We start from the raw sequence: 25640 nt of genomic DNA on the forward strand, positions 1-25640 counted from the left end.
TTACGTGGAGCTGCCCACAATGGCAAAGCCACTCACCGCGCGCCATCGATCAGATGAAGCCAGAAGCGCGTGTGCGCGAGTTCTCGGACGGCGGGCTGCCGGGCCTGTATCTCGTCATCCAGCCATCCGGAACCCGCTCCGCCGCCCTGCGCTATCGCCATGTGGGGCGTACGCGGAACATGACCTTGGCGTGATTGCCCGCCTTCTCGCTCGGCGACGCACGAGAGGCCGCGCGAGCGGCACGTCGTGCTGTCGCAGAAGCACGTGATCCGGCGGCCGAGAAGCGTCACGCCAGAGGTGACACCTCTACCCTTTGCGCTGAGGTCACTCGCCTCTTCATTGAGCGCGATCAGCGGCCTGAGAACCGGACCTGGAAGGAAACTGTCAGGCTTCTTGGGCTACGACCTGATGAGGATCGCCTCACGCCTGTCAGAGGCGGCAGCGTCGATCAGTGGTCCGGGCGGCATATCGAGGATATCCGGCGCCGGAACGTAATCGCCGTCCTCGACGCCCTAAGCGACAAGCCGGCCACGAAGCAAAACACGTTCGCGGCCTTGCGCCGGCTCTACGCACGTATCGCGGGTGGGGCTCCGCCGAACGGAGCGCTCAGCCCCCTTCCCCCTCGGCCGACGGGCATGCACGCGGCAAACCATGCTCGGCTAACTGCTCGCCTGATCCGCGTTCAGGCCCAGGTCGTAGGGCGACTTGGTACGTGGCTTGAAACGCTGCAGATCGACGAGCAGCGCACACCGCAGCTAAAAAGCCGCGAGAGCGCGGTTCAGACGGGCGGGAGTGTGCTAAACGCAGCGCGGAGTGCGCCGGGCTCGAGTGCCGCTGCCGCCCTTCTAAGCGCCGTCTCGTGCGTCTGAATGCTCGACGCTTCGACAGGCCTGACCGCCGCTTAGTTCAGCGCAAGGCTTCGGCGACAAAGGCGGGGGGCGGTAAGATCCGCAATCGCGGCTGAGGTGCTCCCCGCGCCATCCTGCTTAAGGAGCGTCCAACCAGAGAGGATGACCTAGAGCAGGCCCTGCAAACATTCGCTTCCGGGCAGTCTCATCTCATTAGGCGCAGCGACCGATGTCGGCCGAAAACTGCCTGCCCGCTTCGGAGCGACCGATTAGATGAAGCGGACACACAGCTACTGACTGGACCGAGGCAGGTCAGAGCCTGTGACCCTGCAGTGGGCTTCGCATAGGTTCGAGGCTCAAGTAATTGCTATGCAAAGAAGCGCACCGCTGAGGCTTCGGTGTGACGGCTACGCCAGGCCCGCTCCGGTCAGCCAGAATCTGGATTCAATCCGGACACCTGTAGATATCGGCTTCGAAATCTCCGTCGCCCTGGGTCATGTGCCATGCGCCGCCCTGCTGGGGCGTGAACGCGATGTCCGACCCCATCGTATTGCCGCTGCGAAACCGGCATGAGACGCCGAAGACGATCCTGCTCCCTTCGCTGCGTCTGCTCTTTATCGCGCAAGTTCCGCCCGCGTACGTGATCTGCTGAGGCGTGATTGTCACCCTTAGATTTGCGGGATCGGCACTGTCGCCACGACATGGCCGGTTCTGCAGATATCGCCCCTCGAAAGCGTCTCCTGCCCAAGCGGCAGAGCCACCCAGCACCACCGCTGTCGTGGCGGCGACTACACAACACGAGCAGCGCATATCTGCCTCTCCAATCTACAATGAGATCTGACGCGAATACAGCTTTCAAATACCGTCATTGACGCGGATCAATGTGGTCGCCTTAAGAATTACGATCAAATTTGCATGGTTCAAGACACGAACTGGACACTAGTATGCCGCTTGTCCTGACGCTGGCGCGACGAAATCTGCTTCAGGACCGGCTTCGCTTCGTGGCAGCGGTCACCGGCATCGTGTTCTCGGTAGTCCTCATTCTGGTGCAAATAGGCCTCTTCTACGGCTTCGGGCGGATGGTGACGCTGATTGTCGATCACACCCCAGCTGATCTATGGATTGTGTCGAAAGGCACCCAGTATTTCGAGGACATCTCAATTCTGGACACAGACATTCGCCAGGATTTGAGCGCTCTCGACGGAGTGTCTGACGTCATGCCGGTTGTGGCGGGCTTCTCGGCTTGGTTGCCGCCGGAAGGGGGATTGATCGGGATCTTCATCATCGCGTCAGACCCTGTCGGTGACCTCGCGCCGTGGAACATTGTTGAGGGTAGCCTCGACGATCTCACGACGCCCGGCACCGTGACGCTCGAACGGTCCTACGCAGACCAACTTGGCGTGTCTTCGCGCGGCGAGACGGCACAGGTTCGCGGACACCCGGTGATGGTGGGCACGGTCACTTCCGGTCTGCGCTCCTTCACGACGCGGCCCTACGTCTTCACCGATTTCCGCAGCGCCCGATCGTACATCGGACTGCCGGCCAATCTGGTCACGTACTACCTCATCAAGGCGAGGCCCGGAGCCGACATCGAGCGCATCCGACAGGACGCGCAATCGCGTGTCTCCGGCGTCGAGGCGCTCACGCCGGATCAATTTCGCGCCCGGTCCCTGAACTTCTGGCTCTATCGGACGGGAGCTGGCGCGGCTCTCGTCGCCGGTGCATTGCTCTCCATCATCGTCGGGACCGTCATCATCGCGCAGACACTCTACTCCAGCACGAAGGAGCACCTCTACGAATTCGCGATGGTCCGGGCGATCGGCGCCTCCAATCGATACATTTATCGCGTCATCGCTATCCAAGCGCTCGTGAACGCGCTGATCGGTCTCTCGGTGGCCACCGTGATCAGTATCGGGGTCGAGCATCTGACAGCGACGAGCGTCGCCCCGGTCGTCATTACGCCCGCTCTGGTGGCTGTAGCCTTCGCGCTCACGCTCCTCATGTGCATCGCCTCTGGCGTCGCCTCAATAGTCCGGATCGTCCGTGTCGATCCTGCGAGCGTGCTCACGCGATGAGTGCCGCGCTCGAAGCCGCGCGGTTGACCAAGAAATACGGGCACGGGCCGACGTGCGTCGAGGCGGTGCGGGCCCTCGATCTTGTCATCCGCGCTAACGAATTGACCGTCTTGGTCGGGCCGTCAGGCAGTGGCAAGACGACCCTGCTGTCCATCCTGGGTTGCATGTTGACGCCCACGAGCGGCACCGTAAGGGTCTGCGGCGTGTCGACCCGCGACGCCCGGCCTGAGATGCTGGCGGCCATTCGGCGGCAGCATATCGGCTTTGTCTTTCAATCCTACCATCTGTTCTCCACGCTCACCGCGGCGGAGAACGTGCAGTTGGCCCTCGACATCCGCGGCGAGCGAGGCTCCGAGGCGATTGATAAGAGCGCTGCGGTCCTTGCCGATGTCGGCCTCTCCGCCAAGCTGAGGTCCTTCCCGCGCGAGCTGAGCGGCGGCGAGCAGCAGCGCGTCGCGATCGCACGCGCGCTGGTCGCGGATCCGTCCGTCATCCTCGCGGATGAGCCGACGGCGGCTCTCGACTCGGAAAACGGTCGGGCGATAGGAACGGCGAGATCCGGCCAACTGCGAGACGACGGCCCAAGCCGTCGAATCACAGAGGGCCGGTCGCCCATGATCAACAGGTCGCAGAATTACCACGGCCAGGTCGGTGTGGCGCGCGGGAGAAGACCTTTCAAACGTCCGCGAGCTTGGGCCGGTACCCAGCTTTCGGTGGCTTCGCGACCGGCTGTGCGCGCCTCCGCCGCGGCAACCGTGCCAGTCTGCTCATCCTGGGGAGGGTCCCGTGCCCTGCTCATAAGGAGTCGGCAGCGACACTGTCCGGCGCGATAAAACGATGTGCTCTGAAGCTCGACTTTGGCCAATCGGACGGGTCGTCGAGGATGTGAGGTGACGAAGCGGGTGTGACGGATAGGCTGGTGGCGTCCCCGCCAAGAGACACCGCCATGCTGGACCTGCCCACCCGCTTCGCCGGGATCATCCTGGCGTTCGCGCCGCTGTTCGTCCACCGCTCGTGGCGCCATGCTCAGCTTCTGCTGATCGGCGCGATCCTGACGCCGGGCCGCCGCACGGTGGCGAGTGTCCTGCGCATCATGGGCCGCGCGCAGGAGCGGCGGTTCGTGAACGCCCACCGCATCCTCAACCGGGCGGCGTGGTGCCCGCGCAGCGGCAGCCGCATTTTGCTCGGGTTCCTCGTCGACGCGTTCGCGCAACGCGGCCCCGTGGTCCTGGGACTGGACGACACGATTGAGCGCCGCCGCGGCAAGCGGATCGCCGCCAAGGGCATCTACCGTGATCCGGTTCGCTCCTCCGACAGCCACTTCGTCAAGGCGAGCGGGCTGCGCTGGATGAGCCTGATGTTGCTCGCCCCGATCCCCTGGGCGGGGCGCGTCTGGGCGCTGCCGTTCCTGACCGCGCTGGTGCCATCAGAGCGCGCCTGTCGCGACCGGGGCCGTCGGCACAAGCCGTTGCTCGACGTCGGACGCCAACTTGCCCTCCAGGCCCGCCGCTGGCTGCGCGCACGCGACCTCGTGGTGGTGGGCGACAGCGGCTTCTCGGCCTTGCTGTTCCTCGACGCGATGCGCCGCGCCCGCATCACGGCAATCACCCGCCTGCGGCTGGATGCTGCTCTCTACGATCCCGCCCCGCCGCGGCCACCCGGCACGATCGGGCGCCCGCGGACCAAAGGCGCTCGGCGGCCGACGCTCGCCGCGACCCTCGCGGCCAAGGACACGCGCTGGCACGCGGTCGTGGTGCCGGGCTGGTACGGGGCGGGCGAGCGCACGATCGAGATCGCCTCGGACACCGCGGTGTGGCGGCACGGCGGTCTGCCGGTCGTGCCGATCCGCTGGGTACTCATCCGCGATCCCAAGGCACGCTTCCCGCCCCAGGCCCTGCTCTGCACTGATCCGACGCGCGAGCCCACGCAGATCGTGGGGTGGTTCGTGCGGCGCTGGACCGTCGAGGTCACCTTCCAGGAAGTGCGCGCTCATCTCGGCGTCGAGACGCAGCGGCAGTGGTCCGACACGGCGATTGCCCGCACCACACCCTGCCTGCTCGCCCTGTTCTCGATCGTCACGCTGCTGGCCGCACGGCTCCCGGCCCGCCAACGGCGACGGATCGCGGCCGCCGCGTGGTACCCCAAACCGCGCCCGACCTTCGCCGATGCTCTGGCCGCCGTGCGCTGCGCGATCTGGCGCGAGCGGACTTTGGCAACATCACCGCGCCGACGCGCCCGAACAAAACCCCGCTTCCGTTTGCCCGCGCCCTGGGCCTATGCCCTCTGCCACGCCGCATGAATGGCCAAAGTCGAGCTGAAGGCGTCGACAGTGGCGCCGGCTACCCTGGCATGGCAGGCACCCCTCTCAGCATCCTGCAGGCGATGGGCACCGCATGCGCGTTCTCCTGACCGAGGGCAGCAGCACGTCTGCGCGCCAAGCCATCACGGCCCTGGCGCTCGCCGGCCACGAAATCGCCTTCTGCGATCCCGCTCCGATATGCCTCGGGCGGTTCTCGCGCTTCGTCGTCCGCCGCTACCGCTGCCCGCCCCTCGGCACGGATCCGGAGGGGTTTCGACAGTTCCTGCACAACACACTCCTAAAGGAGAGATTCGATGTCCTCTTGCCCATTCACGAGCAAGGATGCCTCATCGCCCGCGTGGCCGACGAACTGCGCCCGCTGGTTGCGTTTGCTGTTCCGGCCTTCGAAAGCTACGAGCGCTTCCAGACGAAATTGGGTTTCCGCGGCCTGCTGAACGAACTCGGCCTACCACAGCCACAAACGCGCCTGCTCGACAATTCTCATAGCCTCGCCCAGCACACGGCCTACCCGTTCGTCGTGAAGACGAACCTTGGCACGGCCAGCCGCAGCACATGGTTGATCCATTGCCAGGCGGACCGCGACCGCGCCGCTGCCGAACTCGCGCAAGTGGCGATCGCGGGCGAGCCGATCCTCGTGCAGGCATGGGTGTCCGCGCCGCTGGAGCAGGCTCAGGGTGTGTTCCAAGAGGGACAGCTCGTCGGGTTCCACGCCACGCGCAGGCTCGTCGAAGGGGCGGGAGGCGGCGCGGCCCTCAAGGAGAGCGTTCACCGTCCGAAGATTGCCGGCGATCTTGCGAAAATCGGCTCACATCTGTCCTGGCATGGGGCATTATCCGTCGATTATTTCATCGACGACGGCGGCGAGCATCCGCTGTACATCGATGGCAACCCGCGCTTGGTCGAGCCGATGGCCGCCACACTCGCGGGCCTCAACCTTGCTGACTTGTTGGTCCGCGTGTCTGCCGGTCAATGCATCGCGCAGTGCCTCACTGGTCGACCGGGGGTGCGCACGCGGCTCGCCCTGCAAATTCTCCTGGGCGCGGCGCTTCGGAGCGGCAGCCGGCGAGACGTTGTCGCGGCGCTCATGCAGCTTGTCGGCTGCTCAGGGTCGCTGGCGCAGGCGCGAGAAGAGTTGACGCCGGCGGGTCTTGACCCGCCCAGCGTCTTACCGGTGGTCGGCGCGGCGCTGATGCTCCTCGCGCAGCCGGGACGCGCCGGGGCAATGGCGCGGCAGGGATGGGGCGCTCACCTCCTGACCCCCGAAGCGATGCGACGAATCCAAGATATGGCCTGAGCCTGCGGCCTATCCAATTCGGCCAATCTGACGACTGTATTCGACCTAGCGCAAATCATTCGAAGATTTACGGCCGCCTCGATCGAGATCAACGCGCAAAATTATCGGGATGTCAGAATTCTTCAAGTTGTCAGAGAAGTCAGATGGCCGCCGTCGATCTTGTGTGTACGCCTTGCGCTACGCTCCGCGTCGTTCGATGACAGCAAAGCGCGCCGGGAACTCGGTTACGAACCCAGACCGATCGAAGAAGCCCTGGCACTGGCGGTAGCATGGCTCACTGATAGGTCCGCCCCGCGCGCTGATGTGACCCCGTCGGCCCGAAGCACCGGCTTTGCGTCCTGACTTGCCTGATCTTCAATTGAACTTGGTGTCGCCACCAGGCTGGCTGCCGGACGTACCACGGTAGTGGCGCGCCTTAGAATCTCTCGGTCAGAGACTCATTGATATTCCGAGAGCGAGAAACGGCCCTCGGGTGCGCGAGTATGCACTCAGCTGCAAACGACAAAAACGCCCTCGGACAGGGTAGCAATCTGAAGCAGCCCATTTGTGATGACCTGCTGTGGACTCAAGGTACGAATATTTTCGGCATACTTAGCCAAGAAATCGGGCTAGCGCCTGATGGCTTGCGCAGCGCATGCGTACCATAAGCCTGGATAGTGCGCCCAGAGCGTTCTCAGAGAGCGAGTACGTCGCGCACTGCGTGTGGCTCGACGTCTGGTAGGGCACCGCAAGCCAAAGTGGGCTGCGGAAAAGCAGACCTTCAGTTTTGCGCCAATGCCGGACGTCGCGGGCCTCCTGGCCCATCCTCCGAGCCGGACGCTCGGTGTAATCAGGTAAATGTCGCAGAAGCGTGGATAGCGGTCCTAGAATCCGGTGTTTCCTGCTCGCACGGATGGCCATCTCAATCAGTGACGAGTCCGCTCCGACATCCGGCTTTACCGTGAACCGCCGGAAGTAATCAACAAAGACCTGCAAGGCCGCCGCAAAGTGATCCCAACGCGTCTTGGTATCAGTCGGCCCGAGCCCAGCCGCCCTCCGATCCCGCCGCTCAAACTCGCCCGGATCAATCGAGAATTCTGCGCTGCCGTCGCGCTGCTGGATCGGGTAGGCGTAGACATGCTCGATGAGTTCGCTTGCCCCCAGCGCCCGCGAAGAGATCGCCGACCCACAAGGCTCATCGTTCTTTCCAGGCCTTCGCGATCTGATCGGACAGCGGTTTGACAAGGTAGCTTAACACCGTGCGCTCACCGATCTGCAGGAATGCCTCTACGGGCATGCCCGGCACCAGCTTCACCCCGCCGAGCCGCTCCAGCTCGTCGGCCGTGAGACTGATACGCGCCGTGTAGTAGCTCTGGCCCGTCTTGGCATCCTGGGTCACGTCCGCTGAGATCCGGCTCACCATGCCCTCGATCTCCGGCGTCGTGCGCTGGTTGAACGCTGAGAAGCGCAGCACCGCCCGCTGCCCCAAGCGCACGCTGTCGATGTCGTGTGGCTGGATGTGCACCTCGAGCATCAGCTGGTCGGCATCAGGCACAATCAGCATCGCCGGCTCGCTCGGGGTTATGACGCCGCCGACCGTATGCACTGCGAGTTGATGCACCACGCCGTCCTGCGGCGCGCGCAGGTCCACCCGCTTCAGCTGGTCCTCGGCCGCGACCCGCTTCTCGACAAGCTCCGACCACTTGCCCCGGATCTCGGCCAAGTCCTTGCCGACCTCGGTGCGCATGTCGCCGTCGATCTGCAGGATCTGCAGCTCGGTCTCGGCAATCTTGCCCTTGGCCGAGGCCGTCGAGGCAACAAGCTGACCCCGCTCGCCCGACAGTCGCACCGCATCCCGCTCCAGCGCCGTCACACGCGAGAGCGGCACCAGGTTCTTGGCGTAAAGGTCGCGCACTCCAACCAGCTCCGTGCCGATCAGCGCGATCTCCCGGCCCTTGGCTTCGGTCTGCTCGCTCAGGCCGGCGATCTCCTGGCGCAATTGAGCAACCCGCTCGCGCAGCTGCGCCTTTTGTCCTTCGCGGCCGGCGACGCGCGCCGCGAATAGCCGCGCCTCACCATCGACGAGGTGGGCCACGTCCGGCTCGTTCCTGCGAGCCAGGAGGGCTGCCGGGAAGGTGATGGCTTTCGCGCCGTCGCGCTCGGCCTCATCGCGGGCGCGACGCGCCGACAGCTCGTCGAGCGCCTTCAGCACCACGTCGAGGTTGGCCCGGACTTGCGTCTCGTCAAGGCGGATCAGCACCTCGCCGGCCTTGACGCGCTGGCCCTCCCGCACCCGCAACGCGCCGACGACGCCGCCGGTGGGGTGCTGAACCTTCTTCACGTCGGACTCGACCACGAGCTGGCCCGGCGCAATCACCGCTCCCGCGATCGCGGTGTAGGCCGCCCAGCCGCCGATCCCGGGTACCAGCGCCAGCGAGACGAGGGTCGCCAGCGCCAGATGGCGGCGGATCGAGGTCCGCGGATGCGCCGCGAGATCCGTCGCGGGCAAGACGATGGATTGAATCGTCGTCACGCGCTCTGCTCCATGACGTCGCCAAGTGACGTGGCCCGCGGCGACGCGGCCGCCGCTGGCGACGCAGGCTCGGGCTGCGGCGCGGACGCAACCGCAGGCGCCACCGCCGTCGGACGCAGCACGCGTTTGAACACCTGGTCTTTCGGGCCGAATACCTGCATCCGCCCGTCGGCCAGCATCAGCACGAGATCGACCGCCGCCAATGCGCTGGGACGGTGCGCGATGACCACACAGATCCCGCCGCGCGCCCGCACCCCGCGGATCGCCTCGGTCAGGGCCTGCTCACCTTCCGCGTCGAGGTTGGCATTCGGTTCGTCGAGCACCACCAGGAACGGCTCGCCATAGAGCGCGCGCGCCAATCCGATGCGCTGGCGCTGCCCGGCCGAGAGCCCGGCCCCGGCATCTCCCAACGGCGTCTCGTAGCCCCGGGGCAGTCGCAGGATCAGGTCGTGCGCGCCTGCCGCGCGGGCTGCTGACATGACTGCCTCGGCCGACACCTGCGGGTCGAACCGCGCGATGTTCTCGGCGATCGTGCCGGCAAACAGCCCGGCCTCCTGCGGCAGGTAGCCGATATGCCGCCCGAGAGCCTCGGGCGCCCACTGGTCGAGCGCCGCCCCATCGAGGCGCACCTGGCCGCGCACCGGTGTCCAGACCCGGACCAGCGCCCGTGCCAAGCTCGACTTGCCCGACGCCGAGGGACCGATCACGCCGAGCGCCTGTCCTGCGGCGAGGCGGAAACTCGCATTGTAGACCGCCGCCCGTCCGGTCCCGGGCGGTACGACGTTGATCCCCTCGACCGAGATCGACGCGCAGGGTGCGGGTAGCGTCAGCGGTGAAGCTGAGGCAGGCAGCCGCTCCAGCGCCTCGGACAAGCGCCGCCAGCTCTGGCGCAGAGCTACGAAGCCGCGCCAATGGGCGATCGCGAGTTCGGCTGGCGCCAGGGCGCGGGCGACCAGGATCGAGCTCGCGATGATGATGCCGCCGCTGGCTTGATTGTTGATCACCAGCCATGCCCCGAGCGCCAGCACACCCGATTGCAGCGCCATACGGGCGGCTTTCGACACAGCACCGAGACCCCCGGATACATCCGAGCAGCGCTGCTGCGCGGCGGCGTGCTCTCGGCTGATGGTCTCCCAGCGCCGGGACACCCGGTCCTGCAGGCCCATGGCCGCCACCGCCTCGGCGTTGCGGCGCGCCGCCTCGGACAGGGCCTGCCGGCGGGCGGCATGCAGGGTTGTGGCGCGGACCGGTGCACGGGAGGCGAGATCGGTCGCCAGGGTCAGGCCGACCAGCAGCCCGACGCCCACGACCGCAGCGATGCCGATCAGGGGATGGAAGAGGAAACAGAGCGCGACGTAGGCGGGCAACCAGGGGAGATCGAACAGGGCCGCCGGTCCGGAGCTGGCGAGGAAAGCACGGATCTGGTCGAGGTCGCGCAGGAGCTGACCGGCCGTCTCGGAGCTTGCCCCGCGCAGGGGCGCCTGCAGGCTGACACCGAGGACGCGCGACCCGAGATCGACGTCGAAGGCCGCACCGACCCGCGACAGCACCCGTCCGCGCAGAGTTTCGAGTATGGCAAGCGCGGCGAACAGGGCGAGTGCCAGGACGCACAGGCCGACCAGGGTGGGCAGCGAGCGGCTGGGGATGACCCGGTCGTAGACCTCCAGCATGAAGAACGAGCCGGTCAGCGTGAGCACGTTCACCAGCGCGCTCATCCAGGCGACACCGGCGAGGGCGCCGACGCTACGCTGGAGCGCTCGGTGCAGTTCACCTGATCGCCCGCTCTGCGCCATACCGCCTCCTCCCGTAGGTAGATCAGAATGAGACCCTCCGCTCGGCTCATGATCGGATGAGCGGCTTGGGGCATCGGCTGAGGCGCGCGACCACCTAGACTTCCGCCGGTCCCGATAAATTCTCAGCAAATCCGGATTTCTGCCCCTGTTTGTGCATACATCAACCGCTTATAGTTCAGATTTGCCACATAACATATATAAATTCAGTCTTTCGGCCGATCCATGGGCCCTTGAAGCTCGGAGATTCAAGCGATTCTTGGAAGGATCAGCCGCTAGGGCGACGAAATCATTGAGCCAAATCAAAAACGAACGCCGGGAACGGGCGCATGGTTGTTCAGAACGACGATACGCGCGGCACGACATTTAGGAATCAAGTGATGGCCAAGCCAATCATCACTCCTCACGCGGCTACCGCAGCAACAACTAATTCTCAAGTACGAAAGATTATATCCTGCGTATCGGCGTCTCAGAATTGCCGGCCAGCGGCTGGCATAGCGCGACGTCCTACGGCCTGGATTCGCCGACGCGGATAACGCGCAAGACTAACGGGTCCGCAAATATTTATGCGAGAATATAATCTGCGGGAGGCGCGCATGACAAGCAATATACTGATCAGCTTGACGTTTGCGGCCGCAGGCGTTTTGGTCGGGGTGCCGGCCGTTGCTGCTGACGCATCACACGCCGGGGAGTGGATTGCAGAGTTTACCAAGCGGGAAGCACGGCCACTCGGCGGGCCCGATCACGTCATCGTCGCCGGAATGGCAACAGGCCTGAATAAGAGCACCGGATCGGAACCTCACGGCGACGGCGCTCAAGTATTGATCTCGGATACGGCTGAGTTGAACCAGGGCAATGGTCCTCAGAACGGCTATTTCACGCTCGTCGACGACAAAGGCAGTATTACCTCGGGCTACACAGGCCGGGTCACCACGAAGATGGTTGATGGCCAGCCCCGCACCACGAGTGAAGGGACATGGCGCCACGTGTCAGGCACGGGCGCCTATGCAAACGTCAAAGAGACCGGCCGATACAGCTTCACCATGACTTCCCCAACCGCCATGCGTGGCGAGTGGATTGAGGTCGCGAAAGCCGCGGCGCGCTAGGAAAACGGTGGGCTCCCGCGGCTCCGGAACGGTAGCGGACCGGCGGGATCCCACCCGAGGAATGACGAGGCGCCATGCTGGAATGGAATGCGGTTCTGAACCAGGCGTGGGAGTCATCCGACGCAGCTTGACTCGCTTCGCGCCAGACAGTGCCCAGCCTACCTCGCCCCTGCCGGCTACGACACAACCTGATCGGATGTCGCACTAGGAGATTTCCCATGCCCGGATTCCCGTTTATGACAATTTCCGATGCGCAGTCCGTGACCGAGCCGGCCGTTGCGGGCGACAAGACCGACGCCACGTTCCTAGTCTCGTTGCCCGGCCCCAGTAGCCAACAGGTTACGGTTCACTATGCGACCGCCAATGGCAGCGCGGAGGCGGGCATCGATTACGTGCCGACCGAAGGCACGCTGACCTTCGCGCCGGGTGTAATTGCGCAGACGGTGAACGTCGAGATCCTGGGCGACAACATCAACGAGGGCACCGAGTATTTCAGCGTCAACCTTTCGGACCCGGTCAACGCGGGGATTGCCAAGGGCGTGGGGCTCGGCACGATCCTTGACCAAGACGCAGCTCCCGGTGCCGGCAATGCGCCGCAGGACTGCCGCCATGTGATCGCCGACTTCCACCTACATCCAGGTATGGAGCGCGCCGGCATCGTTTTTGATCGCTGGCTCTATGATGACCATACCTCCATCGGGGACAGTGTGGACGGCATCTTGAAGGATCTGACCGGCAGCGTGGACTGGCATGCGGCTTTGCGAGGCAATCCCCCGGTCGTCGAAGACTTCGACGGCGCTACCATCAACTACTCCTATGGTTTCGCCTCGCCTCCGGCCGGATTTCACTTCGAGGAGGACCTCACGGTCGGCCCGGGAATCGAAACGAGCTTTCCTGCGCCTGGGTTCGTGCCCAGCGTCGGCTACCTGGATCTTTCTGGCGCGTCCGCGACGATCACGTTCACGCAGAATGCATCGTTTGGTGGGATCTTTAACAGCTTCACGCTATCTGACCTCTACAATCAGGTTCCTGACATCACAGGTGTAACCCTCGTCAACAATGGCGGCAGCGCCTCGGGCTTGAGCGAGAGTGACATCACGTTCGACGCGAACGATGTGACCGTTAACTTATTGGGCACTAGTTTTTCTGCGGGATCCGAAGTCATGCTGAACTTCGCGTTCGCACCGATGCAACAGGCGGATTCGGGCTTACTGCTGCATACGTGACAGTCTTCGGGAGGGGACTATGGGAGGGGACTTTGAACGTCTTCTCCCCTGTCCCTCGCTGTTTAGGGTCACGCTGTCGACAATCCCCACTCCGCAGCTGGCCACAGGAGCCCCGCTCGTAGGCTGCTCCGAACGTAATTCTTTGTGCAGTTGACGACCGAAAGATTGGATGTGGGTAAGTCGTTACCGTCCCCGATTACCGGCAATCTGGAGCGCCCCGCTCACTCCTTCTGGAGCGGGGCACTCCTCCTCCCGCACAAACTCGTGAACTGCCGCGCTCGCTGTTCAGTTGGACGCGGCACTTAGGTCATCAGCACGTCATGATGAGCAGACGCGCTGCTGGCAGGCGCGTCGGTGAGTTCAACCAGATGGTGGGTCGGAATCTCGGCTTCCGGCGGGGGCAGGTGCGCCACGCCCTGCAGGTGAACCTCAGCCTGCTCGCAGCGCTCCTTGCCCGCGAGGGCGGGTCCTGAGTCGCGCCCGATATGGTCTGGGCCTGATGCTCGATCGAGATCAGCGATACGAGGCGGTGAGCCGGCGTCCTCGACCCGAAGGGAAAAGCCTTCGCGGCGATCACGAAGGGCGAGGCCTATTTCGGTGACGCCGACATTCTGGGCAAGCCCTATACGACGGGCTACGAGCCGATCCGCGATGCCAGCAGCGGCGTCATCGGGGTCTACTATGTCGGATACCCGAAGAAGTAGGGCTTGGTGAGCTAGGCCGCGACGCAGCGAAGCGTTCCAAAAGGGCCTGTCCGTGTGGAATGCTCCAGACGACCACCAAGACCGTTCCAAACGGAGGGCGTAAGTTTCCGGAACGCCTCGGCCTCGAAGCCCTCGAACCCATCGAAACAGCCAAGTTCGCCTGTCGGCGCTGGGAGGGCTCCTCCAGAAGGTCCGCTACGCCATTGCAAGCGGTCCTTCGCTGGTTGCACCTAAATGACTGCGCAGGGTCGCGAGCGAGCCTCACGACGGCGTTCGTTTTTCCGCTTTCCCGCCGAGAAGCGGACGGGCTGTAACGGGCCAGATCCGGCCGGCCGCCTCGCGCCCAACCTGGCCATCGAGCTGACCGTGATGATGTCTCGAAAGCAGACCTTCCTGCGTGGTAGACGAGCTACTCGCATAAAGGTGGCCAAGGAACGAGCTTGAATACTGAACCGCACGCCGCCTTCGAAGCCAAAGCGTTCCCGTCTGGGTAGCTTTTTGGGCACCCTGTCTCAGGCCGCGTTAGGACGCTTGAGGACGCGGTTTAGGGGAAAGACAAGCACGTTCTCGTCCAGGGCTTGCTCCTCAGGTAGATTGGGCTTCGATGCCGTGGCCTGAGCAATTTGGTCCCGAGAGAGCATCGTAGCTATGCGCTGCTTCAGACGATCATCGTATCCACGACGTGAAAGCCACGACGGAAACTTTCTTGACCTAGCCATCATAAGCTCTCCTCCGAACTAGGAGCACATCATCTCGGTATAATTACGATGCCGCGCCGGAGCCGCCGACGCAATGAGCACTACATCGGCATGGTGCGCTCTTCGGAGAGTAATCATCCAAAGATATAGAGGTATCACGTCATGTTTTGCCGAGAAGCCTTTATTCGCCGCACCTAATTGCATATGCAGTGATTGCCCGCTCTTCCGCGAACCCAATATATTGCTCGGAGCGAGAGCCGACATTCAGGGCCGTAAAGATCGGGTGTTGAGCGCTCGCCGGTCAGCGATGCTAAACCAGCTCTGTCGTTGGACCGACGAATGGATGTCAGTCGGTAAAGTGTGCTAAGTAAAATATACCACAGTCTATTCCGCAGGAATTGACCACTCTGGCGGCGCGACCGTCAAGGTTGCGATCGGCGCGCGCCACCTACACCCGCGTAAGGCCGCACTCATCCTAGGGCTACCGCCCACCCGCGCGTGTCACCATCCCGGATCTGGACTTCCGGCTATGCATGGTCGCCGCCATTCAGCAGACTTGGAATGGACCCGGTTCAAAATCCCGGTCAGGTCACGGCGGTCTAAGGACAAGCGCGTGCAAGGCGGAGATTACCAGCGACGGTGGCGCCCGACTGCCACGGCACGTCGCCCGTAGACGCCACGCCTGACACCCACCGCGCCGTGCGGCCCGACGCAGCCGGCCCGGTACACGCCTCGGGCACAGACAACGGCGTTCGCCTCAATCGGCACGAATGTAACGAGGCCCGCGAGGAGACCAAGCATCAGCAGGGCGTATCTCATGATGAGCCTCCGAACGTTTTCAGGTGACTGATGCAACGACATCGGGCCTGAAGAGAGAAATTACGATACCGGTCTTCGGAGACGCCGCTTGACCGCTTGGGACGCTAGTTGAGACGGAACGCACAGCCTTGTGATGGCCTACCACCGCGACCGCGGGCGCAGTCTGGCTACGAAGGCGGGTTTTGCAGCTGAACGCGGGTCTGGAGAAGCCCTCAGACCTCATCGCCGACGTGCGTCAAGCATTGACCCAAGATGCGTAGGACGCGAAAGGTGCCCAACATCGTAGAGCCCTGATGAATCGGAAGTGGGGTGTCTGCTTTAGCGTGTTAGTCGCCTTGGAACGGACCAGCTGCTTCCGGCCAGATGACGTCACGCCGGATCGGCACCACGCGCCAATCGGACGTTCGGCTTTGCGCCCGTTGCTGCCGTTCAGCCGGATGCAGCAGCATCTCGAAAGCGGACGCTCCGGTAGAGGACCTCTTGGGCCCTTATTGCTGTCGTGGACCTGCGCGAGCCCGTTGTCGCTGCCGTAGCGGCAGGGGGTGTGGCGCGGCGAACGGCGGGCTCAGCGTTGCCGCATCCCTTTTCGACCCTGTTCGAGAGTATTGAACGCCCTAGTCAATGCCTCAATAAGCATAGCCATAGTAATCTGTAGAGACACAGGCCCCGTAATACGGATTGTAATAGGCGTAAGGCCCACAGTCACCGGTGCCGTAATAGCCGCCGTAGTAGCCGTTATTGAGGGCATAGCCCGCGGCCAGCCCGAGTCCCGCTCCAGCCAGACCGTAGCCGTACGGGTACCAACCGCGACGGTAGCCGTAACCCCGCCCGTAGCCGTAGCCGTAACGTCCGACCCCACCATAGACCCCGGGGTAGCCGCCAATCCCCGCGCCGCGATAGGCAGCCACTCCACCACGGTGCACGCCGGCCGCCGCCCCGGGGTGGCCTCCGAAACCGCCTCGATATCCGTCCGCGAAGCCTCCAACCCGCGCACCACCCAAGCCGACGGTACCGGCACCCCCTCGGTAGGCGCCCACTGCTACGCCGGGATGGCCTCCGAAACCGCCGCGGTATCCACCCGCGAAGCCTCCAACACGCGCTCCACCCAAGCCGACACCCCCAACACCGCCCCTGAAACCGCCCCCGAAACCCCCGCTGTGAAAGCCAGCACCCCCTATCCCGCCGTGAAAGCCGCCCATCCCGCCAAATCCGCGGGCGTCGGCGCTCGCAGCAGAGAGGACCAGAGCATTCGAGAAGGTCACCACGGTGAACAATTGACGTTTCATGACGCTCCTCCTGTCGCCGATCTGGCCGGATGCTGGGAGTGTGAGATGCACGGTTTGATCATTCTCACTGCGGGCGCAGAATCATCACCTGCGGAGCGCGGGCGCGACGGCAGCAGCGCCGAACCGCCCCGTCCGAGCCGGTCGTGAGGCGGCGTGTGAGTTGATGCGCCTTTGGGCGGGGCTATTGCCGCGTCTATCACCGCTGAGTCTTCCGCTGCTGATGCTTGCATTCGGGGCTGGAGCGGGGGCGCCCACAGCTGTGGGCCGGAGGATTTCCCTCCGGTCCCTCGGTTGCTGGCTAAGACGCGGCAGTGATCAGGCCGCCTTCCGCCTCTCGTTCAGGAGATGGGCCAGCAGCAAACGACGGATCCGCCGACGACGCAGGACTTGGCTGCCGATCAGGAGGCGCAGGATTTTGCGCTCCCTGTCGCTGCCCTCCTCAGCTTCGCCAAGCTCGTCGTCCTCGCCGAAATCCTCCTCCTCGCCGGTCTCCGCGCTGGCGCGCCTCTCACGCAGGAGATGGGCGAGCAACATCTGACGTGCCCGCCGCCGGCGCAGGATCTGGCTGCCGATCAGGAGACGCAGAAGACGGCGTTCCTCGTCGCCGCTCTCCTCATGCTCGCCGATCTCCTCGTCGCCGGACTCGTCTTCTTCCTCGCCGGCGGGCCTCTCGCGCAGCAGGTGAGCGAGCAGTGCGCGGCGCATGCGCCGCCGCTGCAGGATGCGGCTCGCGATCAGCAGGCGCAGGATGCGGCGCTCGCCGTTCTCGTCCTCTTCGTCCTCCTCGCCAGACGATTCCGGCTCGTCCTCCTCGCCCTCGTCCTCCCTCTCATGCAGGAGGTGGGTGAGCAACTGCCGGCGCATGCGCCGCCGGCGCGCCACGCGGCTGGCCAACGGCAGGCGCAGGATGCGGCTCTCCTCCTCGCCGCCGTCTTCGTCCTCGCCCTCGTCCAAGCCGCTGTCCTCAGCCTCGCCGGCGCGCTTCTCACGCAGCAAATGGGCGAGCAGCAGGCGGCGCATGCGGCGTCGACGCAGGAGCCGGCTCCCGATCAGAACCCGGGCGAGGTCGTCGTCACGAAGTGCTAAGGCCATGGTGGTCTCCTTCTAGTGTGACGCCGCTGAATTGGGTGAAGCAGCGCGGTCGGAATCCGGGTTCTGCGGTCCACCATTCGGTCCAGCGGGACGGCGCAAGAGAGCGTGGTCGATCAAGGATTCGACGATGGCTTGGTCGAGCACGTCGCTGCGCATCAGGCGCGCGGCCGCGCTCCGCTCCATCAGCGGCTTCAGGATGGTCTGCCGGAGATCGGTATCGTCGGACGTCTCCGGCGGCTCATCGGGATCGCCGCCGCCGAGCACGCATGTGATGCCGGCTTCGAAGGCTTCTTCCAGCAGTGTTTCGATCTTGGCCCGCCGCAGGCCGCCTCTCAGATCGGCCATCTCCGTCTCGGAGAGTTCGCGGCGGACACCGTCGGCATCCACGCCCTCGACGCATGTGATCTGGCCGGTACTCAGGTCGAGGGTGAAGGCCAGGCGGTCCGGACGCGCCGCGGGTTGCGGAGGCAAGCGCTCCGCGCCCCGATTGCGGCTCTTCCTCGAAGTCCCGGCCGTTCCACGTGCTCCGGCCATGTCGTAGCTCCTGTGATTTGCGGTGCGTGCGTGCCCCGATGCGGCTCCGCCGGGCCGTCAGTGTGCCGGGGAGCTGGCCGGGTGAGGAGATTCAGCAGAAGGTCGCGTGAGTTGCCCCCTCACTGGCTGACTCAGAGCCCGGACAGGCCGGCAGCGATCAGGTCACACGAGACGAGAAGGCCATCGCCCAGAGGCTGACCAGGGCCATTGCTGCCCGCTAGAACCCGCGGCGCGCGTGAGCGCCAAAATTCGCTGTCCCTCGCGCGCTACGGCCTCGACCTCCGCAGCGGGACAGGCCGTCAGCAGCGGCACGCAATATCAAAGGGTGCGGTCGCCGGCGAACGCCAGGGCCATCGCTGGCGTGCGGTGCCGAGGATCACCAACAGGGCTTCCGCCGTGGCGAGCCATCATTGGGCTGGCCGTGGCTCGGTCAAGAATACTGCAGGGTTTTCCGCACTTCTCATTGGCTCCTCCTGGTAGCTTTCGAATGCAGGCTACCGTAGCCGAAGGGACCTAGCTTGATCGGACAAGACAGGAGCCCCTCGTCGATGATGTGGCATGAAGGGGAAAGCATGTCCGGATGCGCGCTGAATACCAACGGACGGTAGATGGTCGCGGTCATAAGCCCGGACGGTTGGGTATTGGATGGCGTTCGAACGATCGGTCACTCGGGATGCGGCCGCAACGGACCTGAAGCTCGTTGGTTCTGCCGCCGGCGCAGCATGGCCGATGGGCTCGAACGCAGCCTGGGACCGTCCGACGATCCGGCCATGCGCGAACAAAGCCTTCATGTAGTCGGAGTCGAAGAGCGCGGGCTGTTCGATCAAAGCGCGCGTCCAGCAGCGCTACGTACAAGGACTGACTGGGACGGCGCGCAAAGGCGCGTGTCAGCGTGAGCGTCGAGGCGACCTGAGCCTTGATGGCCGCCGACAGCGCGCGACCGAGCACGTCGAGCACAGTCCGTTGTGCGATCTGCAATTCCGGGCGGAGCCTGTGGTTCACCACGAGGTAGATCGCCGGGGCAGGTAGGCGCTCAGAATCTTCGGCGAATAAGAGTCGACCCGGAGCGAGATAGAAGGGCACGGTGATGCTGCCGTCAGCATGCATTCCTGCAGGCATGCGTTTTCGGTGCCCCGGGCGTTGATCATCACGGGCGGGAACACACCGGGTATCGCGGCGGACGCCAGAAGGACTGCGCGAAAGTGCGTCAGCGCTGCAGGCCCTCCTTCGGCGGCGATGGCGCCCATGCCCCAGAGGATCGGCCGCGCTGTCCTGTTCGGTCGTCACAACCCGCAGCCGACGGCCGGCACGGTGCTCAGCCGCGATCTCGTTCAGCAGCGATGCCGTGACAGTCCGCTCGATCTGCCGCTTCAGCGGCCAAGTGTCCGTCAAGCCATCGTGTGTTCCGCCGAACTCGAACACATCCGCCGCAGAGGTCGTCGTGTAGAGCTTTTCCAGCGTTGCGTCCCCTTTGGCGCCGATGAAGGCGAAGGGGGCAATCAGGGCTCCCGTAGAGATTCCCGTGATCACGGCGAAGCTCGGCCGCGTCCCGGCCTCGGTTCAGCCGATCAGGAGACCGGCGGCGAAGGCGCCGTTTTCGCCGCCGCTCGACAGAATGAGCCAGGGCGTGCGTCCGGCCATCGGGCTCTCCCGGACCAGAGCCTTGAAGCGATCGGGATCATCGGCCGGTAAGCGACCCTGCGGCGATAGATTCTCCGGTCGCGCTGCGGCGAGATCCTGTTCCGTGAAGCCGGAGCTCTGAGCGCATGCCTTTGGTTTCTGGGTTGCCGCGTCTGCACCGCAGGTCAGTAGGCCTACGAAAAGGATCAGATTGCCGGCGCGCCGAATTGTTTGACGCCGAGCGGATCTGGAATATAGTTTGCGCATGATAATCTACAGCAATCTAGAGATTACTCACCGATTACGATTATAGAGCCATCAAAATTTGCGCTGGAAATATGTTACAAATTGGCTTCTTGCGGAGGCAACGATTTTTGGAAGAAGAGTCCTCCGGCGCCAACGCGAGTTGTGCGCGTCAGCACATTTTCGCTACAAGCTCCGCTGCTCCGCATTCAAATAACCGGCGCAGTTCCATTCACCGGAGCTTGCCCAGCTTCCCGCTCCGTAACCTTTCCAGAGTCGGCCAGCGACATCCACTCGGTCGGCATCGCGGGCGATGCTGCCTCGAACCAAGCCGTTCGGTTGAACGCGCCCTGAGATTGTGAAGTCCTCCCTACATTGATCTGGATCAAGCCAAGCGTTCACCCGTTCTGCGACCCACTCCCTGGCTGGCGACCTGCTCCTGCGAAGCAAGGATGTCTTCAAGTTCTGGAGCCACAACGTTCTGAAGACATGTTTATCGGGCTCAAGGCTACTGACGAGAAGGCCCCCACAAGATTTTGCAAATGCGTGGCCTTGGGTGAATTTCGATGAGCTGGAATTTACCCGCTCGCTTGGCGCCATGACGGAGATTAACTTGATTGCCAGGCGAGACTGGGATCATGCAAGATTGAGGGGGGCCCGGCAGTATTGTCTGAGATTTCGAGGCTTGTGAACATCAGCGTCAACACGCCTCGCATCCGCAACTCCTATGCTCCAATGTTCTTCCGGAGTCCGTTAGCAGTATCAAGCTCGGCGATGAATCGCTGCGTGCGGCCGATCATTCCGCACCCTTGTGATGTGGCTTCTGCACGCGTACCCTAAGTGGCTGCTCCTTTAGTGGAAAAGGAGGGGTTCCATGCTTGCCAGGGTCGCACGCTACTTCATGGCAACGCTTCAGGTTCTCGCGTTTTGCCTTCCGGCCCAGGCGGCGCCTTACTTTGCTTGGTATCTGCCATCGCCGACGCCGGTCTTCCAGCTGCTCGTAATAAATCCAGACGACAAGCCGCACCACAGATGCACGCTCCAGCTCTTTCGAACCTACTACAAGCCAGATGGTTCGCAGGGGTTCGATACAAAGAACTACTATTTCTCTATTCCACCGCACTCCGTTATATCTCCAGGAAGATGGAACTCGCAGGATAACGGCGGAAATGACATAACATCTACGAATATCGCCTGCTCATCATGACAATCGACGAGCATGACGTCGCACCCTGGGGTTACTCACCGACCGCAGACGCTCGTAAGTACTCCCGCTTGGCACCGACGAGGCGACAGCCGGGCGGAGAGCAAGCCAGGGGCATGCTTCGATCTGTGCCTTGGAGACGATCTCCGCCACGAGCAGGCCGTCACGCTTCCCCTTCCGCCAGGTCTGAAAGAAGAACTTCTCTTGAGCACTGATTAGCGCAACTCTACGCTGCCGTCGGCGCGATCATGACGGAGCTGACGGACCTGACCGTAGAGAACGGCACCATCGTTGCGGCCCGCAATGTGCTATGGCGCCAAGCGCGCCAGCCCATAGCGGACCGGTCCAGAAGGCCCAGTTCCCCCCGCGCTACGGCGCCGGCGATGGAGCTGAACACTTGCTGCCGCTGGGGTGCTGCTGGTCGCAGCCGCCGGGTTCGCGCTCGCTCAACTCTGGTCACCGCACGCCAACTTACGCATCACCACCGGTCCACCGCGCAGTACGGCCCACCGCTTCATCACGGCCTTCGCGTCCGTCTCCAAAGTGCAGCATCCCTGCGTCAACCTTGAGCTCGTGCAGGTGGACGACATTGCGGGGGGTGCCAAGGCAATAGAGGAGCGCCGGACCAACCTCGTCATCGTGCGAAGCGATGCGGCCCGCCCGCCAATGCCCAAACCATCGTGATCCTGCGCAGGGACGTCGTCGCCTTCGTTCTGCTTCCCCACAGTCACGTCAGCTCTATCGCGAATTTAGCAGGTAAGACGGTAGTCCTCCGCCTCCCGGTTGCTTGAGACACCCCGTTAGCGGACGGTCTCCGCGACAGGGGTGAGGACGATGAGCTCGGATACGAAGGCAGATGCAGGCGCAGTCGGTCCTGGTCGCGGCGGGCGCATGTCCCGGCAGCGCAAGCGGGATGCGGTGCTGCGGCTGCTGCGCGGCGAGGACCTGGAGAGCGTCTCGCGCAGCTTAGGCGTGACGGCCGCGACCTTGTCGGGCTGGCGCGACGCCTTCCTGACGGCGGGCGAGGCCAGTCTCTCCACCCGGTCCCTTGATGCGGACGCGCTGGAGAGCGGGCGACTGAAGGCCAAGCTCGGCGAGATGCTGATCGAGCGCGAGTTGCTGGAGGCCAAGATCGCTGCCCTGGAGGCGCGCGGCCCCGGCCCTTTGGCCCGCAGGAGGTCGCGGCTATGAGCCGGGCCGTCTCGCCTGCCAGCGGCAAAGCTTACGGACTGGCCCGGGTGTGCCGGATCTGGCGCGTGTCGCGCGCCACCGTCCACCGGCACCTCTCACCCGCCCGGCCCGAGCCGTCGCGCCGTCCCGGCCCGGTCGGGCCGATGCCGGATGCGGCGCTACTCACGCAGATCCGCGCCACCCTCACGGACAGCCCCTTTCACGGCGAGGGTCACCGCAAGGTCTGGGCGCGGCTGCGCCACAAGGGCGTGCGCACCTCCAAACGCCGCGTGCTGCGCCTGATGCGCGCCCATGATCTGCTCGCCCCCTCTCGCGTCGGCACACCGCGCGGCCCGCGCAACCACGACGGCACCATCGTCCCGGAGAGGGTGGACACGATGTGGGGCACTGATCTGACCACCACCTGGACGGCTGAGGGGCAGGTCGCGGTGTTCGTGGCCGTCGACCACTGCTCGGCCGAATGCGTGGGCCTCCATGCGGCGCGCCGGGCCACGCGCTTTGAGGCGCTGGAGCCGATCCGCCAGGGTGTGCGGCAGCGCTTCGGCGGCTTTACGGCCGAGATCGCCTCCGGCCTGAGTGTCCGGCACGATCACGGCAGCCAGTACATGTCGGACGATTTCCAGGCGGAGCTGGCGTTCCTGGGTATCGCAAGTTCGCCCGCCTTCGTGCGAGCGCCGGAAGGAAATGGCTGCGCCGAGCGCTTCATCCGCACGCTCAAGGAGAACCTGCTGTGGGTGAAGCACTTCGACACGGTCGAGGACCTGCGCCGCGCGCTGCTGGCGTTTCGCGACCTCTACAATAAGACGTGGCTGATCGAGCGGCACGGGTTCCGACCACCAGCCGCCATTCGCACCGCGCAGCTTCCACCCGCGGCCTTGGCCGCATAGGCTTCAGATCGGTGTCTCACAATCCGCGGGCGGTACAGTAGGCATCTCAACTGGGCCGCTGCAGGCCGCCAATTCCGATGTCATCGACATGGTGCTGGGCTACTTCAACTTGCACGCGAAGGATGTCAGCCGGACCTTCCCGTCGGTCGACGACCTTGCCAATAGCGTCCAGCAGCAGACGCTCGCGGCAGTCCGCGCGGTCGGTCCCATGGCGGCAGGCGAGGTCGTCGACGTGGTCGCCCGCCGCGATTGCGCACGCGACACGGGGTTCCCGGGCATTCTCGCGCCCGATGAGGCGGAGACCATCGGCAAGCGCTTCCCCGGATTCGAGTCGATCGACGTGCCCGCCGCGGCGTTCCGGGCGCGGCCGGCTACGCCGAGCGACTCCGTCACGACGTTGGCGGTCACCTATCGGTTCGCCGCTTCGGAACTGATGCCCAACGTCGTCGCGGCGGCGATCGCCCGGTCGATCCTGACCACCAAGGCCAAGCTCGTGGCGGTGACGCCGCTCGCCAGCCAGATCGAGGCGCCCGATCCGGACGACAAGACCCCGATCCTGTCCGTCCATCCGGGCGTCACCGCCTATCTGAGCAACGGGGATCAGCGCCTCTTCGCCAGTTTCAGCAGTACTTTTACGTTGGCGGCCTTGTGGTCAATCTGCCCGGGTCGTTCTTCGCGGCCGCATCCGCCCGCTGGAACTGATGTCGATCGGGGGCGGATCGGCGGCCGATCAAGCGGCTGGTCGAGATTGCCGACACGGCGCCGCATGCCGATATGGCAGAGTTCGCCGCATTGGAGAGCGAATTCCATCAGATCGTCTCATCCGTGCTGGGGCGGTCGCCCGAGGGCAGTGATACCGATCGCGATCGTATGGCGGCCCTTTTGACAGCCCTGGCGCATGCGCGGCACGCCCTTGATCAACGGCGGGTAAGCCTCGGGCCGGACACGGGACGCCGGCCGGCGCCAACGCTGATCGTCTCGCAGCGAATGCCCTTTATTTCGGCCAGTTCGGTGCTTCCATCCTCGCCCTGATCGGCAAGGGGGCCTTCCGACCGCCAAATGCCCCCGGCGAGGTCTTGTTCAGTCAAGCGCAGGTTCGCATGTCCACAACGAGCTGTTTGAATGCGAAGCTACGCCAAGCCGATGCGGCTATGCTGCCGGGCGGGCGTTGAACAGAAGAGCCCGCAATCGTGTCTCGCAAAGCGCACGATCGGTCTCGCGGTAAGCGAAGTATGGGATCGGCGCTACGAACAGCACCCAGACAACTGTGGCCAATCCACGCGGAACGCCGGCGATCTCGGGGAGGACTTCCCTGAGGGGCTTCTCGTGCCAGGCTCCCACCAAGACCTCTTCCAGCACGTAGGCAACGGTCAGAACGGCGGAGAACAGGGCTGGCTGGTACAAGATCGGGTAGATGAGCGGCCCCTGCCGCAAATGGTGACCCACAGTCAGAGAGCCTAATTTGGTCATCTCCGCCACCAGCATGAATTTGCCAAGCACAAGCGCATATATCAAGGCGAGCGCGTTGAAATGGTAGCTCGGATATTGCTGGACGTCCTGATTGACGCGAGCGTAGATGTTGAGACTAAATAGGATCAGTGTTCCTGGGACCACCATCAGGTAGGCCGCGAAGGCAACATACCGCTTCGCTTCGTCCAAAGTGCGTTGAGCGATAGTTCGCTTCGTCACGCGCGGCTCTCGGTCCAACGGCTCTGGAGCGGCAGGAGTTGCCGTTTGGTTGGACAGGGCCATGGCGGATCTCCGAGACTCGCTGCCTGCCGCCTTCTGAACGATCCGCATATCCGCTTTGATTTACATCAAGGTGCCCGCCCAAAAAAGCCGTGACGTCACTCCCTGATCTTCAAGGGAGATTGCCATGTCTGCGCGACGTCTACTTGTTGCAGGGGCTATGCTTGGGCTTTCGGGCTCACTGCCGGTGCTTGGGCAGGACGCGATCCACTCGGATCCGGCGCAGACGGTGGCCGACAGGACGGATTATATTGCGAAGAGCGGCAAGACTGTGCCGAAGCCGGACAAGCTCGATCCCAACGAGAACAGCGCTATTCAACGGCGGACTCCCGACCAGATGCGCGATGATGCGATCACGCGCGGGATCTGTGTCGGCTGTTCCCGCTGATCTCGTTTCGCCAGTGCCCAGATCGCAAAATTCCCTTTACCGGTACCCGAAAGC

Annotated in this window: 20 protein-coding genes and 1 pseudogene; 13 read left to right on the forward strand and 8 right to left on the reverse strand. The window is 64.1% G+C overall.

Annotation, left to right across the window (positions count from 1 at the left end):
* Nucleotides 1–53 precede the first annotated feature (53 nt).
* The 5 genes from ACYCO6_RS22630 (at nt 54) to ACYCO6_RS22650 (ending at nt 6537) form a co-directional block, all read left to right on the forward strand.
* The gene (locus ACYCO6_RS22630) at nt 54–194 is read left to right on the forward strand and encodes a hypothetical protein (RefSeq protein WP_459763489.1); all 141 of its coding nucleotides are present in this window, start codon (nt 54–56) and stop codon (nt 192–194) included.
* A gap of 1598 nt (nt 195–1792) precedes the next feature.
* Entirely contained in the window at nt 1793–2923 is a 1131-nt protein-coding gene (locus ACYCO6_RS22635) for an ABC transporter permease (RefSeq protein WP_459763491.1), read from the forward strand.
* Nucleotides 2920–3756, forward strand: coding sequence for an ABC transporter ATP-binding protein (locus tag ACYCO6_RS22640; RefSeq protein ID WP_459763493.1), 837 nt, complete (start codon nt 2920–2922; stop codon nt 3754–3756). The genes ACYCO6_RS22635 and ACYCO6_RS22640 overlap by 4 nt, the downstream gene beginning before the upstream one ends.
* A 113-nt stretch (nt 3757–3869) precedes the next feature.
* The gene (locus tag ACYCO6_RS22645) at nt 3870–5222 is read left to right on the forward strand and encodes an IS701 family transposase (RefSeq protein WP_459763495.1); all 1353 of its coding nucleotides are present in this window, start codon (nt 3870–3872) and stop codon (nt 5220–5222) included.
* Between the two features lie 94 nt (nt 5223–5316).
* Nucleotides 5317–6537: an ATP-grasp domain-containing protein gene (locus tag ACYCO6_RS22650; protein ID WP_459763497.1), complete on the forward strand. Its 1221-nt coding sequence runs from the start codon at nt 5317–5319 to the stop codon at nt 6535–6537.
* A 1174-nt stretch (nt 6538–7711) separates the two neighbouring features.
* Here the strand turns inward: ACYCO6_RS22650 and ACYCO6_RS22655 are convergent.
* Together ACYCO6_RS22655 and ACYCO6_RS22660 are read right to left on the reverse strand one after the other, a co-directional pair.
* On the reverse strand, nt 7712–9049 hold the full coding sequence (locus ACYCO6_RS22655; protein ID WP_459763499.1) for an HlyD family type I secretion periplasmic adaptor subunit: 1338 nt from the start codon (nt 9047–9049) through the stop codon (nt 7712–7714).
* The gene (locus ACYCO6_RS22660; RefSeq protein WP_459763501.1) at nt 9046–10842 is read right to left on the reverse strand and encodes a type I secretion system permease/ATPase; all 1797 of its coding nucleotides are present in this window, start codon (nt 10840–10842) and stop codon (nt 9046–9048) included. Before ACYCO6_RS22660 ends, ACYCO6_RS22655 begins: the two co-directional genes overlap by 4 nt.
* A gap of 593 nt (nt 10843–11435) precedes the next feature.
* Between ACYCO6_RS22660 and ACYCO6_RS22665 the strand changes: the two genes are divergently transcribed.
* The 4 genes and pseudogenes from ACYCO6_RS22665 to ACYCO6_RS22680 all read left to right on the forward strand — a co-directional run.
* Nucleotides 11436–11945, forward strand: a complete 510-nt coding sequence (locus ACYCO6_RS22665; RefSeq protein WP_459763503.1) for a hypothetical protein — start codon at nt 11436–11438, stop codon at nt 11943–11945.
* A 218-nt stretch (nt 11946–12163) separates the two neighbouring features.
* A complete protein-coding gene (locus tag ACYCO6_RS22670; RefSeq protein WP_459763505.1) occupies nt 12164–13171 on the forward strand; it encodes a Calx-beta domain-containing protein in 1008 nt (335 codons plus the stop codon).
* A gap of 320 nt (nt 13172–13491) precedes the next feature.
* A complete protein-coding gene (locus ACYCO6_RS22675) occupies nt 13492–13644 on the forward strand; it encodes a hypothetical protein (RefSeq protein ID WP_459763507.1) in 153 nt (50 codons plus the stop codon).
* A gap of 78 nt (nt 13645–13722) precedes the next feature.
* Nucleotides 13723–13875 (forward strand): annotated as a pseudogene (locus ACYCO6_RS22680) (Cache 3/Cache 2 fusion domain-containing protein); the annotation flags it as partial.
* Nucleotides 13876–15200: 1325 nt separating this feature from the next.
* Here ACYCO6_RS22680 and ACYCO6_RS22685 read toward each other — a convergent pair.
* The 5 genes from ACYCO6_RS22685 to ACYCO6_RS22705 form a co-directional block, all read right to left on the reverse strand.
* Nucleotides 15201–15392: a hypothetical protein gene (locus tag ACYCO6_RS22685; RefSeq protein ID WP_459763509.1), complete on the reverse strand. Its 192-nt coding sequence runs from the start codon at nt 15390–15392 to the stop codon at nt 15201–15203.
* Between the two features lie 626 nt (nt 15393–16018).
* Nucleotides 16019–16678, reverse strand: coding sequence for a hypothetical protein (locus ACYCO6_RS22690; protein ID WP_459763511.1), 660 nt, complete (start codon nt 16676–16678; stop codon nt 16019–16021).
* A gap of 315 nt (nt 16679–16993) precedes the next feature.
* Entirely contained in the window at nt 16994–17770 is a 777-nt protein-coding gene (locus ACYCO6_RS22695; protein WP_459763513.1) for a hypothetical protein, read from the reverse strand.
* A 12-nt stretch (nt 17771–17782) separates the two neighbouring features.
* Nucleotides 17783–18241, reverse strand: coding sequence for a hypothetical protein (locus ACYCO6_RS22700; protein WP_459763515.1), 459 nt, complete (start codon nt 18239–18241; stop codon nt 17783–17785).
* A gap of 681 nt (nt 18242–18922) precedes the next feature.
* Entirely contained in the window at nt 18923–19834 is a 912-nt protein-coding gene (locus ACYCO6_RS22705) for a hypothetical protein (RefSeq protein WP_459763517.1), read from the reverse strand.
* Nucleotides 19835–21782: 1948 nt separating this feature from the next.
* Between ACYCO6_RS22705 and ACYCO6_RS22710 the strand changes: the two genes are divergently transcribed.
* From ACYCO6_RS22710 to ACYCO6_RS22720, 3 genes are all read left to right on the forward strand, one after another.
* A complete protein-coding gene (locus ACYCO6_RS22710; protein ID WP_459763519.1) occupies nt 21783–22055 on the forward strand; it encodes a hypothetical protein in 273 nt (90 codons plus the stop codon).
* Nucleotides 22056–22205: 150 nt separating this feature from the next.
* Nucleotides 22206–23449, forward strand: a protein-coding gene (locus ACYCO6_RS22715; protein ID WP_459761871.1) for an IS3 family transposase whose coding sequence is annotated in 2 segments (ribosomal slippage) — nt 22206–22530 and nt 22530–23449 — 1245 coding nt in all. Because the reading frame shifts where the segments join, the coding sequence is not laid out codon by codon here.
* An 88-nt stretch (nt 23450–23537) separates the two neighbouring features.
* Entirely contained in the window at nt 23538–24335 is a 798-nt protein-coding gene (locus ACYCO6_RS22720; RefSeq protein WP_459763521.1) for a TAXI family TRAP transporter solute-binding subunit, read from the forward strand.
* 263 nt (nt 24336–24598) lie between these two features.
* Here the strand turns inward: ACYCO6_RS22720 and ACYCO6_RS22725 are convergent, their stop codons facing one another.
* The gene (locus ACYCO6_RS22725; RefSeq protein WP_459763523.1) at nt 24599–25201 is read right to left on the reverse strand and encodes a hypothetical protein; all 603 of its coding nucleotides are present in this window, start codon (nt 25199–25201) and stop codon (nt 24599–24601) included.
* 124 nt (nt 25202–25325) lie between these two features.
* Between ACYCO6_RS22725 and ACYCO6_RS22730 the strand changes: the two genes are divergently transcribed.
* Complete coding sequence (locus tag ACYCO6_RS22730; RefSeq protein WP_459763525.1) at nt 25326–25586, forward strand: hypothetical protein; 261 nt, start codon at nt 25326–25328, stop codon at nt 25584–25586.
* Nucleotides 25587–25640: the final 54 nt, after the last annotated feature.

The organism is Methylobacterium sp. CM6257 (assembly GCF_054611515.1).